At 67.0% G+C, this 15,208-nt stretch carries 12 protein-coding genes; 7 read left to right on the top strand and 5 right to left on the bottom strand.

Features of this window, described 5'->3' with window-relative positions; all coding sequences use genetic code 11:
- The first annotated feature begins 253 nt into the window (after positions 1-253).
- From C9412_RS20260 to C9412_RS20245, 4 genes are read left to right on the top strand one after another with little or no spacing between them, the layout of a single operon-like run.
- Positions 254-1,225: a hypothetical protein gene (locus C9412_RS20260; protein ID WP_107233249.1), complete on the top strand. Its 972-nt coding sequence runs from the start codon at positions 254-256 to the stop codon at positions 1,223-1,225.
- The gene (locus C9412_RS20255; RefSeq protein ID WP_107233248.1) at positions 1,218-1,766 is read left to right on the top strand and encodes an ATP/GTP-binding protein; all 549 of its coding nucleotides are present in this window, start codon (positions 1,218-1,220) and stop codon (positions 1,764-1,766) included. Before C9412_RS20260 ends, C9412_RS20255 begins: the two co-directional genes overlap by 8 nt.
- Positions 1,759-2,175, top strand: a complete 417-nt coding sequence (locus tag C9412_RS20250) for a roadblock/LC7 domain-containing protein (protein WP_107233247.1) — start codon at positions 1,759-1,761, stop codon at positions 2,173-2,175. The genes C9412_RS20255 and C9412_RS20250 overlap by 8 nt, the downstream gene beginning before the upstream one ends.
- A 52-nt stretch (positions 2,176-2,227) precedes the next feature.
- Positions 2,228-2,587 (top strand): hypothetical protein, encoded by a 360-nt coding sequence (locus C9412_RS20245; protein ID WP_107233246.1) that lies wholly within the window; start codon positions 2,228-2,230, stop codon positions 2,585-2,587.
- A 117-nt stretch (positions 2,588-2,704) separates the two neighbouring features.
- On the opposite strand, the gene C9412_RS20240 is transcribed toward C9412_RS20245, so the two are convergent.
- Positions 2,705-3,442, bottom strand: a complete 738-nt coding sequence (locus tag C9412_RS20240; protein WP_258190381.1) for a KilA-N domain-containing protein — start codon at positions 3,440-3,442, stop codon at positions 2,705-2,707.
- A gap of 288 nt (positions 3,443-3,730) precedes the next feature.
- Here C9412_RS20240 and aceK point away from each other — a divergent pair, with 288 nt between their 5' ends.
- Both aceK and C9412_RS20230 read left to right on the top strand, forming a co-directional pair.
- Positions 3,731-5,461 (top strand): bifunctional isocitrate dehydrogenase kinase/phosphatase, encoded by a 1,731-nt coding sequence (gene aceK / locus C9412_RS20235; RefSeq protein ID WP_107233244.1) that lies wholly within the window; start codon positions 3,731-3,733, stop codon positions 5,459-5,461.
- Positions 5,462-5,522: 61 nt separating this feature from the next.
- Complete coding sequence (locus C9412_RS20230) at positions 5,523-6,413, top strand: TonB-dependent receptor (RefSeq protein ID WP_107233243.1); 891 nt, start codon at positions 5,523-5,525, stop codon at positions 6,411-6,413.
- Positions 6,414-6,447: 34 nt separating this feature from the next.
- Here the strand turns inward: C9412_RS20230 and C9412_RS20225 are convergent, their stop codons facing one another.
- The 3 genes from C9412_RS20225 to C9412_RS20215 all read right to left on the bottom strand — a co-directional run bounded on the left by C9412_RS20225 (position 6,448) and on the right by C9412_RS20215 (position 12,265).
- Entirely contained in the window at positions 6,448-8,022 is a 1,575-nt protein-coding gene (locus C9412_RS20225; protein ID WP_107233242.1) for a sensor domain-containing diguanylate cyclase, read from the bottom strand.
- Between the two features lie 113 nt (positions 8,023-8,135).
- The gene (locus C9412_RS20220; RefSeq protein WP_107233241.1) at positions 8,136-9,152 is read right to left on the bottom strand and encodes a cupin-like domain-containing protein; all 1,017 of its coding nucleotides are present in this window, start codon (positions 9,150-9,152) and stop codon (positions 8,136-8,138) included.
- Positions 9,153-9,274: 122 nt separating this feature from the next.
- On the bottom strand, positions 9,275-12,265 hold the full coding sequence (locus C9412_RS20215) for a TonB-dependent receptor (protein WP_107233240.1): 2,991 nt from the start codon (positions 12,263-12,265) through the stop codon (positions 9,275-9,277).
- A 490-nt stretch (positions 12,266-12,755) separates the two neighbouring features.
- On the opposite strand from C9412_RS20215, the gene C9412_RS20210 reads away from it, so the two are divergent.
- Complete coding sequence (locus C9412_RS20210; protein WP_181358719.1) at positions 12,756-13,952, top strand: sugar MFS transporter; 1,197 nt, start codon at positions 12,756-12,758, stop codon at positions 13,950-13,952.
- A gap of 17 nt (positions 13,953-13,969) precedes the next feature.
- Here C9412_RS20210 and C9412_RS20205 read toward each other — a convergent pair whose 3' ends face one another.
- The gene (locus tag C9412_RS20205) at positions 13,970-14,977 is read right to left on the bottom strand and encodes a LacI family DNA-binding transcriptional regulator (protein ID WP_107233239.1); all 1,008 of its coding nucleotides are present in this window, start codon (positions 14,975-14,977) and stop codon (positions 13,970-13,972) included.
- Positions 14,978-15,208: the final 231 nt, after the last annotated feature.

Here is a 15,208-nt window from a genome sequence, read left to right as displayed (position 1 = left end):
CTGGGGGTCGGACCCCTCTGCCCGCAGAGGGCTCCGACCCCATCCCCTCAGCGACCAGAACCGTGAAATCCGTCAACCGTGGTAATGCCGTCAAGAGGGCATGAAACTTGCCCATGATGGCTGTCGCAGAACGGACATGCGCGGGTTCGTAACGGCCTTCAATCTGAGCAGTCGATCACGACGACCTTCGTCGGCAATGCCCTAGCCTTGGCGACGCGAGACCACCGGGGAGGTGGTCGCTCGGGGAACACGGATGGCACGCGTGCTGGTAGTGGGAACCGACATCCAGGGCGAGCACGCCCTGCTGCAGCGGCTGCGCCTGGCCTCGGCCCTGCCGGATGGCCAGATCCGTCGCAGCCAGGATCTGGACGACTGCGATCTGCTGGTCATCCGCGATACGCCCGCGCTGCGCAATGCGGCCCAGCGCATGCGCCAGCAGCGCCCGCGCCTGCACTGCTGGATCGAGGACATCGGTGGCCAGCTGCGCGACGGCGATGGCCACCAGGATGTACTCGACGATGGTGCCATCGGCCGCGCGCTGCGTGGCATGCAGCTGGCACCGGAGCCCTTGCCCATGCACACGCCTGCACCGATCCGCCTGGCCGATGGCGCGCACGCCATCACCCGCCTGCTGCGTGAGCGGCTGCCGCTGCGCCAGGGCCAGGTGCTGCTCAGCGATGCCGGTGAACCTCTGCTGCTGATGGACCTGGAGCACGACCATGGCGTGCTGCTGCAGGAACCGGCGGCGGCGCTGGTGGAGCGCCTGGCCGATGCGTTCGAGCGACTGCAGCTGGACGCGCTGACCCCGCAGCGCCTGCAGGTGCTGGCGGGCAACCGGCCACGCCAGCCGCTGCGACCGCTGTTGTGGCAGTGGGCGCAACGCAGCCGCCACTGGCAGGCGCTGGACGAACGCCTGCGCGGTGCCCCGGTGAAGCTGCTGCGCTGGCCCGACTTCCGCGTGCTCGGCCACGATCACGATGGCTTCCGCCTGTGCTCGCTGCTGCTCAAGCGCGCCTGCACGGTTGAAGAATGCGCCACGCTGCTCGAACTGCCTGCGGCGGCGGTCCGCGATTTCATCCATGCCGCCTACCTGTGCGGCTACGCCCAACTGCAGGCGGCCCCGGCCACGCCCCGCCTGACGACAGGTGGGGCCGGCACCGGTACCGACAGCGGCCTGCTCGCCCGCCTGTGGCGACACCTGCGCGGGAGCGAGCGCAATGCGTGAGCACAAGGTGGTGGTGCTGGGCGGAATGGGCAGTGGCAAATCAACGCTGGTGCGTAGCATCGCGGCCGGCGCGGTGATCGACACCGATGTAGCCAACAGCGACCGCCTCGGCGCTGACAAGGCATCGACCACCGTCGCCCTGGACTATGCCGACATCGATCTACCCAACGGCGAGCGGCTGCGTCTGTATGGCACGCCGGGCCAGCAGCGCTTCGACTTCCTGTGGCCGATCCTGCTGCAGGGCGCGCGTGGCGCCGTGCTGCTGCTGGATGCGCGCCGCGTGGGCGTGGCGGCCGAACTGGAGGACTACCTGCAGGTGCTGCGCCCCTTCGCGCCGGCGCTGGCACTGGTGGTGGCCGTGACCCACCTTGACCAGGCGCCGCACGCCGCACCCGACGACTGGGCCGCACGCGCCTGCCTGGATGGGCAACCGCTGCCGCTGCTGGCCGTGGACGCCCGTGACCGCGAACAGGGGTTGCTGCTGATGGATGTGCTGATGGGTGAGATGGAAGCGCACGCGCTGGTGGCTGCGCATGGCTGACGGGCAGGTGGCGGTGCTGCCCGATGCCGGTCAGCGCGAGCGCCTGCAACCGCTGTTGCAGGATCTGCGGCAGCGGGTGGAGGGGGTACGCACGGTGGTGCTGGCCAGCGTGGATGGCTTCGCCCTGGTCAGCGCCGGCGCCGAGGGACGCGGCGAACGACTGGCGGCGATGACCAGCGCGATGCTGGCGCTGGCCGCAGCGGTGGGGCGGGAACTGGTGCTGGGTGATCTGCAGACGCTGATGCTGGAGGCCGCCGGCGGCAAGGTGTTGATGCTGGCCATCCAGGCCGAAGGGCGCGCACCGCTGCTGCTGATGGCGGCCTGCGACCAGCGCAGCGTGATCGGCCAGGTGCTGTGGCAGAGCAGGGAATGTGGCCAGGCGATCCTGGCCGAACTCGGCGGAGCGTGAGCCCATCCGCAGGGAACCGAGGGGCTCGAACCAACATTGAGAGGGGAGCGACGTGGCTGGATTGACTGAATCGTTGAACGCACTGATGGGCATCGACGGCGCGCAGGCGGTGGCGCTGGTCGACTACGAAAGTGGCATGCTGCTGGGCGAAGCCGGCACCGGCATGGACATGGAAGTGGCCGCCGCCGGCAACACCGAAGTGATCCGCGCCAAGATGAAGACCGCCGCGTCGCTGAACCTCAACGACACCATCGAGGACATCCTCATTTCGCTGGGCAAGGCGTATCACATCATGCGCCCGGTGGCGAAGAAGAAGGGCCTGTTCTTCTACATCGTGCTGGACCGGACCAAGTCCAACCTGGCGCTTGCGCGGCGCAAGGTGCAGGACGTGGAAGCGGAGCTGGCGATCTGAATCACCGGCATCCGTGGAGCCGAGCATGGGCTCGGCTCTACAGGAGAACGAAACGTGATGCTCGGCTGCGCTTCGCAACTGTAGAGCCGAGCCATGCTCGGCTGCTTCCGGTCGCAGTCACGGTGCCGGAAGCAGCAGCGTGGTCACGAATGAAAGCGCTTTGCTGTCGCGCGCGGCAAAATAGGCAGGCGCTTTTTCCGGCAGCCATACTTCGTTGAAGTGGCGGCGGAAGTCCTCGTAGAACTCGTTGGGGTACAGCTTGGCCTGCACCGTGCGCCCATCCGGGTAGGTGTGGTCATAGGTGGGCAGTGCGTTGGTGTCGACGCCCCGCTGGTCCCTCAGCCACTTGCAGAACAGGCGCCCTTCGGAGATGTCCGGCACCAGCGCCTGCGGCAGGGTGTAGCCGGCGTCTTCAAGCGGCGCGATCAGGTTCAACGTCAGCTCGTTGAGCATCGAGAAATGGGTATACGGCACCTTGGCCCGGTTCTGCAGGTAGCGCTCGATATGCGCGGGCATCACCGCGTTGGCGTGGCCCTGCTGCCATTCCACCACCCACTGCGCGACCTTCACCGCGAACTTGCGCGACAGCCACTGGCCCAGGTTGATGGCCAGGTAGGGGTGGATCCAGGTGCCCTGCATGGTCGGGTTGCCGCCGGAGACCACGTGGATCAGTTCATGCTCGGCCAACCCGGTCTGGACGGTCAGCTCGTGCAGGAACTCCTCCGTCGATTTCAGTGCCCGGTAGTCCGACCAGCGCTTGTTGACGGACTGGCACAGCGCGGTGGCGCTGATGTAGCCGTCACGGGCGCGCTGCGGGATCACGGTGCCTTCCTCCATGCGTGGGATCAGGGTCATTTGCTGCATGCGTCACCTCGTGCCGTTGTGGGCCTGAAAGGGTAGGCAACGCCGTGGCCCCGGGTCTGTAGGAATCGTTGCGTTTTGGGTGGGCATCTTCGTAGCGTCGAGCTTGCTCGACGGCTTCTACATGACGCCGTCGAGCAAGCTCGACGCTACGGGAGAGCCAAAAGCCGTCGAGCAAGCTCGACGCTACGGGAGAGCCAAAAGCCGTCGAGCAAGCTCGACGCTACACAAGCCACCCCACGGTGGCGTATGGTGGATGCCTGTCCTCCTGCCGAGCCGTGCATGTCCCAGCCCGACATTGCCGCCGACCTGGCACCGCGCATCGCGGTGGCCATCGCCGATGGCTTCGAGGATTACCACGCCCGTTTCGCAACCATTACCGCGCGTGCACGCCGTCGCTTCGAACAGCGTGACTGGGCCGGTGCGCGCCAGGATGCGGTCGAGCGCATCGCGTTGTACGACCTGTGCATCGCCGAACAGATGGATGCCCTGCGCCGCCTGGCCGGCGAGCGGGTGGGTGAGCGCACGCTGTGGCTGCAGGTGCATGCACGTTACAGCGCACTGCTGCAGGGGCTGATCGACGCCGAGCTGTACAAGACCTACTACAACACGCTGTCGCGTCGCCTGTTCGCCACCCGCGGCGTGGACCCGGCGTTGGAGTTCATCGCCTTCGATGTCGAGCCGTCCGATGCGATCACCCACCCGGTCGCACGGCACACCTATGCGGTTTCGCCAACGCGTCCAGTGGAAGCCCTGCAGCGGGTGCTGGCCGACTACCGCTTCGACATCCCGTATGCGCACCAGCTGCGCTGCGCGGCGGCGATCGTGGTGCGCCTGCAGGATGACCTGGCGCACTGGGGCGATACACCGGTGCGCAGCATTGAACTGCTCGACACGGTGTTCTATCGCGAGCGTCGCGCCTACCTGGTCGGTCGTGTGTTCGGCGAACACCGCTTCTCGCCCTGCGTGATCGCCCTGGTCAACGATGAGCGTGGCCTGCGTGCCGACGCGGTGCTGACCCGGCGCCGCGATGTCGCGCACCTGTTCGGTGTGTCGCGCAGCTACTTCCAGGCCGACCTGGCCACGGTCGGTGATGCGGTGGTGTTCCTGCGCAGCTTGCTGCCGGGCAAGCCCATCGACGAGATCTACACGGTGCTGGGGCGTGCCAAGCAGGGCAAGACCGAGCGCTACCGCACCTTCTTCCGCCACTTCAACGAGCATCCGCAGGAGCGCCTGGTGCCTGCCGAAGGCACCCCAGGCATGGTCATGGCGGTGTTCACCCTGCCCAGCTACCCGCTGGTGTTCAAGCTGATCCGCGACCGTTTCGCGTGGCCCAAGGCGATGTCGCGCCAGCAGGTGGAAGAGAAGTACGCACTGGTGTTCAACCTGGATCGCGTCGGCCGCCTGCTCGACGCGCAGCCGTACCGGCATCTGCGCTTCCCGCGTGGGCGCTTCGCGCCGGCGCTGCTGGATGAACTGCTGCAGCAATGCGCGCAGAGCGTCCGCCTCGATGGCGATGAGGTGGAGATCGCGCTGTGCTACGTGCAGCGCCGGTTCCGTCCGTTGAACCTGTACCTGCGCGAGCAGAGCGCGGAGGCGGTGCGGGCGGCGGTGCTCGACTACGCGCAGGCGATCACCGACATGGCGCGCAACAACATCTTCCCCGGCGACATGCTGCCGAAGAACTTCGGTGTGTCGCGGCATGGCCGTGCCGTGTTCTACGACTACGACGAACTGTGCCTGGTCAGTGACTGCGTGTTCCGCGCCTGGCCACAGCCGCGCACGCCCGAAGAGGCGCTGGCCGACGAACCCTGGTTCCATGTGGGCGCGCGCGATGTGTTCCCCGAGCGCTTCGGTCCGTTCATGGGCCTGCCCGCCGGCGAGCTGGCCGCCGTGCGCGAGCACTATCGGCATCTGTTCGATCCGGCGTGGTGGCAGGGGCTGCAGGAACGCTTCGCGCGGGGCGATTATCCCGACACGCCGCCTTATGCAGGCACCCACCGGCTGGCCTGATGCGGCTGTGATGGCGGCGGGGACTGGGGTACTCTCGCCGTTCATCACCAAGGATCCGGCAATGATGCGCTCCCCCCTGTTTCTCGCTCTCGCGTTGGCCGTTGGTGCCGGCGCCCCCCTGCTTGCTGCCGATGCCAATGCGCAGACCGCGCGCGCCGTGCGTGCCACTGCAGAGATGAGCATGGTCCTTTCCGGCCGCATCGAGGTCACAGCGGAGGGCGCGGTCAGCTCGCTGGTGCTGGATCAGAAATCGATACTGGCGCCGGGCATCGCCTCCTTCGTCGAGGGCACCATTGGCAGCTGGCGCTTCGAGCCCACGCTGCGGGATGGCAACGCGGTGGCGGTGCGTGCGCCATTGCGGGTGCGCCTGCGGGGCACGTCGAAGGCCGACGGCGGCTACGAAGTCAGCATGACCAGCGTCGACTTCAGTGAGTACGATCCCAAGGCCACCGATTCGGTGACCCGGGTGCAGATGACGCCGCCACGCTATCCCGAAGAGGTCTATCGGAGTGGTGGGCAGGGTGAAGTGCTGCTGGTGGTCAAGATCGCGCGTGACGGCACGGTGGCCGATGTCGTTGCCGAGCAGGTGAACATGACCGTGGTCGCACGCGAACGCACCCTTGCCAAGATGCGCGAGATGCTGGCCAAGGCCGCCGTCAGCAGTGCCCGCACGTGGACGTTCAACCCACCGACCACCGGCGAAGCCAGCACGCGCGACAGCTGGACGGTACACATACCGGTGAATTTCGCCCTGGGCGACGACCGCAGTGCCGGCCGGGAGCGCTATGGCCGCTGGCGCACCTTCATTCCCGGCCCGCGGCAGGCCGTGCCGTGGCGCAAGGCGGACCCGATCGAGCAGGCCGGCAGCGATCTGCTGCCCGAAGGCGGCATCTACATGGTCGACGGCGCCAAGCGCGGCCTGCGCCTGCTGACTCCGCTGGAGCAGGGCTGACGATCACTGCGGGGCCGGCCAGCCCGGCTCCGCGTCAATCGGCGTAGGGGTACACCACGACCCGGTTGCGACCCTGCTCCTTGGCCATGTACAGGGCCTTGTCGGCCAGCCGCAGCGCCTGCTCGGCATCGACGTGGAAGCTGGGGAAATGGGCCACGCCCAGCGAGACCGTGATGCTGCCGACCGCCGCGAACGGATGATCGGCAATATGCTGGCGCAGGCGTTCGGCGGCCTGCCGTGCCTGCTCGACCCCGATGCCGGGCAGCAGCAGCAGGAATTCCTCGCCACCGGCGCGGCACAGGAAATCGCTGTCGCGCGAATAGCGGCGCATCTGGTCGGCGATGTGGACGATGGCCGCATCGCCGACGTCGTGGCCATGGCCATCGTTGATCGCCTTGAAGCGGTCGATGTCCAGCGCCAGGATCGCGAAGGGGATGCCCTGCACCTGCAACGCATCCAGTGCCTGCTGCAGGCCACGACGGTTCAGCAGCCCGGTCAGCGGGTCGGTGCGGTTGGCGCGGTTGAGCGTGCCGATGCGGTCCTGCAGCGCATTGAAGCTGTGCAGCACCGCGTGCTTGAGCTGGGCCACCTCGAAGTACCAGGCGCGGATGCCACTGACGTGGTTGATCGCGTTGCCGGTGTCCTCGCCCCCCTGCACATTGCGCGCCAGCTGCCACAGCGGCAGCGAGATGCGGCGGGCAAACCACCAGGTGATCAACAGCGACAGCAGTCCCAGCGGGATCGCGTTCCAGATCACGGCGGTCATCAGCCGCGACAGCGGCTGCAGGGTCGCCTCGGTCGGGCGCTGGGCAATGATGCCCCAGCCGGTGGCGGTGACCGGCGCGTAGCCGGCCAGCATCGCCACGCCCAGATGATTGCGTACCTGCTGCGCGCCGCGCTCACCGCGCATCACCGCTTTCACCGCCGGGTTGCCGACCACGTAGTCACCCACCCGCTTGCCATCGGCGTGGTACAGCAGGCGGCCGTGGCGGTCGACCACGTACAGGTAGGACCCATCGCGGTAGTAGTGCTTGCCCAGCAGCGTGTGCAGCGCGCTGCGCTGGCGCAGGTACAGCGTGCCGCTGACGTAGCCGCGGTAGCGCCCCTGGCGGTCGAAGATCGGATGTGACAGCGAAACCAGCAGCTTGCCGGTGGCCGACTGGTACGGATCGCTGATCATCGGCTGGCGCGCCGCCAGGGCCGCATTGTTGCCGACGCTGTGCAGGATTTCGCCCTGCAGCTGCAGCGTCTGCGGCGAGGTGGCGATCACCAGGCCATCGTCATCGACCACCAGCGAGGAGTTGAAGCTGTTGGTCTGCAGCTGCAGGCGGCTGGCCTCGTCCTGGGCCTGGGCCGGGTCGAGATCGCTCTGGCCCAGCCGGGTCGCGGCGTAGGCCAGTTCCTGCTGGGCCCCCAGCAGGAAGTTCTGGGTGGTCTCGGCCAGTTTGGTGGCGTAGACGCGGTTGGCTTCCAGGGTATTGCCGACCAGCTGGTCGCGCTGCACGCGGTAGCTGGCCAGCAACGTGTTGGCCAGGGCGATGATGGCGCTGAGCAGGGCCAGGGCAAGGATCAGCTTGCCCAGGTTGAGGCGGGGCGAAATCAGGCGCATGCAGAGCTACATGAAGCGAAGGGCGTGCAGCGCCGGCGGGCGCCGCCGGGTGCGGGGCTGCATTATCGCCACAAACGCAACCGCTGCGGGTGAAGCCGGGGCCGCTGCCCGGTTCAGCGCTGCAGGCGTTGGCGCAGGGTCTGCCGGATCTGCGTGGCACTGTCGGCTGTCAGCGGCGCCAGCACACCCTGTACCTGCGCTGGAATGTGTGCGCTGGTCGACAGATCGGCGTCGAACACGTAGTGATTGAGCAGGGCGCGCCACTGCGTGCGCTGGGCCTCGGGCAGGTCGCGCAGCGCCAGGATCGACAGCATCAACGCGTTCATCGGCGAATCCATCCATGCCGGTACCGGTCGCCACCAGCTGTTGACCAGCACGTTGAACGCCTCCAGCCCCTCCATGTGGTGCCACCACAGCGAGGGGATGTAGACGGCATCGCCCGGCGCCAGTTCGGCCACCTGCGCCTGCGCCAACGCCTGGCGGAAGCGTGGAAAGCGCTCGAAGTCCGGTGCGTGGAAGTCAACCAGGCTGATCGGCTGCCCCGCCGGGGTGAAGTCCAGCGGACCGATGTACAGGTTGCGCACCTGTTCGGGAGCGAACAGGGTGACGCGGCGGCGTCCGGCGGCCACGCAGGCCAGGTTGTCCGGCACATCCTGATGGGCCGCGATGCGCGAGCGGTTGCCGATCCAGATGCTGGTGAGCGGGTCGGCCACCCCCAACTGCAGCCCATTACTGGCGGAGAAGCCGGGCAGGAAGCTGTCCAGCGTGGTCGAGGCCACGTAGATCGATGGCGGCGAGGCCACCGCGGCGTACTTCAGCAGGGTCGCCAGCAGCACTTTCAGCGGGACCTGTTCGCGGCGGAAATTGAAGCCGCTCATGTCTTCGTTGTAGAACAGCCGACCGCCCGCCTCGGGGGCCGCAGTGGTCGCGGTGACCGGCATCTGGCCGTGGTCGAAGCGGGCCAGGTGGGCCACCACGGCGGCAGGAGACACGCGCGCGGCTGCCACCACCGGCCAGTGCGAGACCAGCCCGCGTATCACCCGGGGCGTGGTCCAGCCGGGCAGCTGCGCGGCCAGATCCGCCGGATCCAGGCCGGTCACTTCTTCGATGGGACGGGGAGCAGGGAGCATGTCTGGACATCCAGCAGGGCAGGGAGCGCCGGGCCCACCCCCGGCTGTCGTCGGTGCCGCCATCATGCACCTGCGCCGGCCGCGCCGCGTGTGCGCGCGGCGCGGCAGGGCCCGCAGCGGGATCAGAACTTGTAGCGCACGCCGAACATGTAGCGCGGCCCGGTCTGCGTGGCATAGCGCAGCATGTTGGTATGCCGTGAGTACGTGCGCATGGTCTCATCGGTCAGGTTGATCGCTTCCAGGCTCAGGGTCAGCTGATCGTTGACCGCGTAGCTGATGTTCAGATCCAGCTGGCCGTAGGCGGCGGTGTAGTTCGGGTTCGGGCCCTGGCCGCCGATGCCGTTGAGGAACTTGTCGCGCCAGTTGTAGGCGGCGCGGATCTGCCAGGCGTTGCGGTCATAGAAGGCCACCACGTTGGCCGAGTCGCTCAGGCCGATCATCGGGTACTGGTCACCCAGGCTGAGGTTGTTGAAGGTCAGCCCCGACTTGACCTTGGTGTAGTTGGCGGCCACGCCGAACCCGGATTGCCCGAACAGGTGCTGCACCGCCACCTCCCAGCCATCGAGGTGATCCGAATGCTGGTTGGCAGGCACGGTGATGTCGAAGCCGGCCACCGGGTCCCCCGGCTGGCCGACGATGGTGCCGGTCTTCTGCCCGGCCGAGTTGGTTCCGGTGTAGGTCACGCCCGGGGCACCGGCGTGGTTGGTGAAGATGTAATCGCGGATGCAGGGCATGTCGGTGGTGCCGCAGCCGGAAGCCAGCGCTTCGTTCCAGTAGGCACCACCCACCGGCGTGTGCAGCGTGCCGGCGTTCTCGCGCACGATGGTATCGCTGATGAAATTCTTGATGTTCTTGCGGAAGAAGCCCACCGAAGCGTAGCTGGCCTCGCCGTAGTACCACTCCAGCGACAGATCGAAGTTGTCCGAGATCAACGGTTCCAGACCGGGATTGCCGCGCGAGCCGCTGCCGCCCTGGGTGCGCACGATGTCGGCCAGCGACTGCCCGCTCTGGATCTGCGTCCAGCTGGGCCGCCCCAGTGTACGGCTGTAGCTGCCGCGCAGCGCCAGCGATTCGCTCAGGTCCAGCTTCAGATCCAGATTCGGCAGCACGTAGTCGTACTTGCCCTTGCCAGCAGCGAAGCCGCGGTCGGCGGCATAGTCGATGTTGAACTCGTTGGCCGAGCTCCAGCTGATGCCGGTGGGAACGCGCACCAGTGCGTTGGACTCCACCTCGGTCTGCTCGTAACGCGCACCCACGGCCACATGCAACGGCATCGACCAGTCGAAGGTGGTGCGGTACTGCAGATAGGCGCTGCGGGTCTTCTCGGTGGTGCGGATGTCTTCGGAGTACTCGCTGGGTGCGTAATAGCAGCTCGGGCAGGCCGGATCGGACGCGCTGCCGACTTGCGCGGCACGGTCGATGAGGCGGTCGAAGTCGAACACCAGGAACTGGCCGGTCAGGCGTGGATCGTTGTGGCCGCTGAAGGCCTTGAAGTACCGGGCCATGTTGTCGGCGTACCAGATGTCATCGGCGTAGTCCGAGGGCGTGCCCAACCCGCCCCAGGTATTGCGCTGCATGATGGCCGACGCCGAGCGGTTCTCCACCTGGGTGTGGCCGATGCCGAAATCCAGTGCCGAGTAGTCGGCAAAGCGGAACGTGCCGCGGCCCTGGTACTGCTGCACCTTGGACTTGTTGTAGCTGTTCTGGAACACCGAGCCGGTGACCAGTGCATCGGAGGCCTGCACGCCACCGGGAGGCAGCGCGATGTTGATGATGGGCAGATCGCCGCTGTAGTCGACGGTGGTGGTGCCACGCACGAACGCGGCCACGCCCAGCACGCCGGCCGATCCGTAGGGGCTGTCCGGCTGCGATTCGGCGGTGGAGTTGTGCGCATCGAAGGACAGGTCCAGCGCGTCGTTCACTTCCCAGTCCACGTTGAAGCCCAGCGAATGCATGCCCGTCTTGGTGGCCAGCTTGGCGCCGCCCATCGACACGTCCGAGTTGGTCATGTCTTCGCTGTAGATGATCGGCGCGGCCACCGGGCCGTTGGTCCAGGTGCTGTCACCGGGGCCGTAGTTGAACCACACCGACAGTTCGCTGCGCTGCTGCTGCACCTTGTTCTCGACATAGGTGTAGTCCAGCGTCGTGGTGACATTGTCGGCCGGCTTCCACTGGAACGTAGCCTGCGCATTGGTGCGTTGGCGCTGCACGCCATTGACGTTGTAGGCGGTGTTCTGCGGCCGGCCGTAGACATCATCCGGGCCAGGGCGGTTGGTGATGCGGTTGGCATAACCCTGGCCCGGCTGTGGCAGGGCGCGCCAGTCCTCGCGCTCATTGCCCTGGAACGTGGCCCAGCCCTCGGCCACGGTGGCCTGGTTGAAGCCTGAGTCACGTTCCTGGTGGCTGGCACTGAAGGCCACGCCGAAGCGGTCATCGGCGTAGCGCTGGCTGAAGATGCCCGACAGCTCGCCGGTGATGTTCGAGCCCTGCAGCGTGCGCGGCAGGTTGTCGTTGGACGAATCGTTGACCGCTTTCAGCCCCAGGCTGATCACCGGTTCTGATTCCAGCGGGCGCAGGGTCTTGATGTTGATGGTGGCGCCGATGCCGCCGGCCGGATTGTCGGCGCGGCTGGTCTTGTAGACCTCCACCGCAGAAACCGACTCGGATGCCAGATTGGCGAAATCGAACGAACGCGAGCCGGACAGGCCGCCGCCGCCGTTGCCCAGGTTCGACGCCGGCATCTGGCGGCCATTCAACAGCACCAGATTGTAGTCGGGACCGATGCCGCGCACCGTCACCTTCGAGCCTTCGCCGCTGGAGGTGCGGTCGATCGAGACGCCGCTGATGCGTTGCAGCGACTCGGCCAGGTTGGTATCGGGGAACTTGCCGATGTCCTCGGCGACGATGCCATCGACCACGCCCTGGCTGTCGCGCTTGAGGTTCATCGAAGACTGCAGGCTGCCGCGGATGCCGGTGACCTGTACCGCATCGAGCGTGGTGGGATCGGCCGGCGCGGTGCCGGTGGCCTGCTGTGCCCAGGCCGGCGCCGACAGCACGGCGAGCAGGGCGGACGTGAGCATCGTCTTGCGAGGTACAGCCTTGTACGTCTTCATGGAAGCTCCCTCCCCAGGGAATTCGGTGGTGGCGATCCTGCGTCGTCTCGATACGGGTCACTGCGTGTGGCCGGATTGGAGCCACGGTTGACAGCGTTGTCAACAAACTGCCATCAAGAGCGTCACGCAGGCGGCCGCGCAGGTCCGCATGTAACCGTTGCCATGAACGTGCCTGCAGCAGTGAATTGCCTTGTTTGACGGCATTCGCAGCTGCTTTCATGGCATGACAGCGCTGCCAATCCGAATGCGGAAAAGCGTTGTGCGGTGCAAAACGAAACTGCGCGGAGTGGCTGCAGGCGGGGACACAGCGCACGATCCGGCAGCCTGACAGCGCTGGACAGTGCCGATGACCCGTGCATGTCCTGCGTGACCTTTTGATGGCTTCGAACACTGACCGGGAGGACAGGCTTTGGACACAGCAACGACCGTTCGCGGACACCACATCCAGGGCAACACGCGCGCACTGGCGGTGGTCACCGCGATCTTCTTCATGTGGGGATTTCTCACCTGCCTCAACGACATCCTCATTCCGCACCTGAAAGCGGCGTTCGCCCTGACCTGGGTGCAGGCAATGCTGGTCCAGTTCACCTTCTTCGGCGCCTACTTCCTGATGTCCCTGCCGGCAGGGCGGCTGGTCGCGGCGGTGGGCTACAAGCGTGGCATCGTGGCCGGGCTGGCCATCGCCGGTATCGGCGCACTGCTGTTCTGGCCGGCGGCGGCCGCGCATGTCTACGGCCTGTTCCTGACGGCACTGTTCGTGCTGGCCACCGGCATCACCGTGCTGCAGGTAGCGGCCAATCCCTACGTTGCGCTGCTGGGCGACGAGCGCACCAGTTCCAGTCGGCTGACCCTGGCGCAATCGATGAATTCGCTGGGAACCACCCTGGCGCCGCTGTTCGGCGGACTGCTGATCCTGTCGGCGCAGCCGCGCAGCGAGCAACAGCTGGCGCTGATGCCCGCGGCGGACGCACTGGCCTACCGCGCCGCCGAGGCGCAATCGGTCCAGCTGCCGTACTTCGGCCTGGCGGTGGTGCTGTTCCTGCTGGCGGCGGCGATCTGGATGTTCCGCCTGCCCACCATCGCCGGTGTTGAAGACAGTCGCAGCACGCAGGGCCGCGTGTGGGACGCGCTGCGCCACCGTCATCTGCGGCTGGGCGTGCTGGCCATCTTCTTCTACGTGGGGGCTGAAGTTTCCATCGGCAGCGTGCTGGTCAATTTCCTGTCCTCGCCGGGCATCGGCCAGGGCATGAGCGAACAGGAAGCCACCGGCTACGTATCGCTGTACTGGGGTGGCGCGCTGGCCGGACGCCTGCTGGGCGCGGCCCTGCTGGCGCGGCTGGACGCACGCCATCTGCTGGGTGGGTTCGCGCTGGTGGTGGTGCTGCTGCTGGGCATCACCGCAACCACCGGTGGCGGGCTGGCGACGTGGGCCGTAGTGAGCATCGGTCTGTTCAACTCGATCATGTTTCCCACTATCTTCGCCCTGGCCATTGCCCGCCTTGGCGAGCTCACCGGCCAGGCCTCGAGCCTGCTGGTGATGGCTATCGTCGGCGGCGCGGTCATTCCGCTGGCAATGGGCTGGCTGGCCGATCATCACGGCCTGCAGCTGTCGTTCCTGCTGCCGGCGCTGTGCTATCTGTACATCGCCTTCTACGCGTGGAATGGCTCACGGCTGCGGGCGCCATGAGCCACCCCCAGACCACCTCAGCGCCGGCGTGGCGGCGCGGTGGATTCGCGCTCCAGCACGGTGTGCTCGACGGTGATCATGCGCCCGGCCAGGTCGGCACGGATGTGCTCGATCAGTTGTTCGGTGGCCAACCGGCCCATGTGCGAGGTCGGCTGCCGCACGGTGGTCAGTGCCGGGTAGATGTGGCCGGCGATCGGCGTATCGTCGAAGCCGCACACCGACAGGTCGCGCGGGACGCGCAACCCGCGCTCGCCGGCAACACGGTACACGGCAGCGGCCATGTCATCGTTGGCGGCGAAGATCGCCGTCGGCGGAGGGTCCAGGTCGAGCAGGGCATTGGCGGCATCCACGCCGGACTCGAACGAGAACTGGCCGTTGACCACCAGCTGCGGATCGTAGGCGATGCCGGCATCACGCAGTGCCTGGCGGTAGCCGGCATGGCGCCACTGGCAGGCGCCGTGCGCACGCGGGCCCTTGATGTGGCCGATGCGGCGGTGGCCCTGTGCGACCAGATGGCCGATCAGTTCGACCACGGCGGTGGTTTCATCCATGCGCACGCCGATGCGGCCTTCAGGGTACCGCGGTGCAATGCAGGCAAACGGAATCCCGTGCTCTTCCAGGTACGACAGCACCACCTCGTCGTCGGTCAGCGGCGGGATCAGCACCACTCCATCCGGGCGCGAGTTCTCGAACAATGCCGCCAGGTCGGGCTGGGTGCGGCGGCCGGTGCCGACCGGCCCCAGGATCAGGTTGTAGTGCTGCGCATGGCAGGCTTCCAGCATGCCGCTCTGGATCTCCATCAGGTAGTTGCGCGAGGGATTGTTGTAGACCAGCGCCAGCGCGTACGAACGCTGGCCGGCCAGGCTGCGCGCCGACGGGTTGGGCTTGTAGCCCAGCCGTGCCACGGCCGCCAGCACCCGCTCGCGCGTCTGTTCGCGCACGTTGGGCTCATGGTTGAGCACGCGGGACACGGTCTTGATCGAAACCCCGGCAACGGCGGCCACATCCTCGATTCGACTGCGCATGGTGCGATGGTTCCTCCTGGAAGGCGGCGGGCACGCGGCGATGGTAGTGCGTGGCGGCCCGGTCGGTGTTGCCGAAGCAGGCGGATGTTGCCACGACATGTGGTGCGCTGGCACGTCCCGATTCCTTGTCGCGATGCAGCACCCGGGCACCACTGTAGCGCGCCTGTAACGCGCCAGGGCCCGTGGTTGCGCGACCGCCACCACCCTGCGCTCGAACAACGATTGACAGTG

Origin of the sequence: Stenotrophomonas sp. Nf1 (genome assembly GCF_003028475.1) — a bacterium.
Lineage (GTDB): Bacteria > Pseudomonadota > Gammaproteobacteria > Xanthomonadales > Xanthomonadaceae > Stenotrophomonas.
This window is presented reverse-complemented; position numbering and strand designations above follow the sequence as displayed.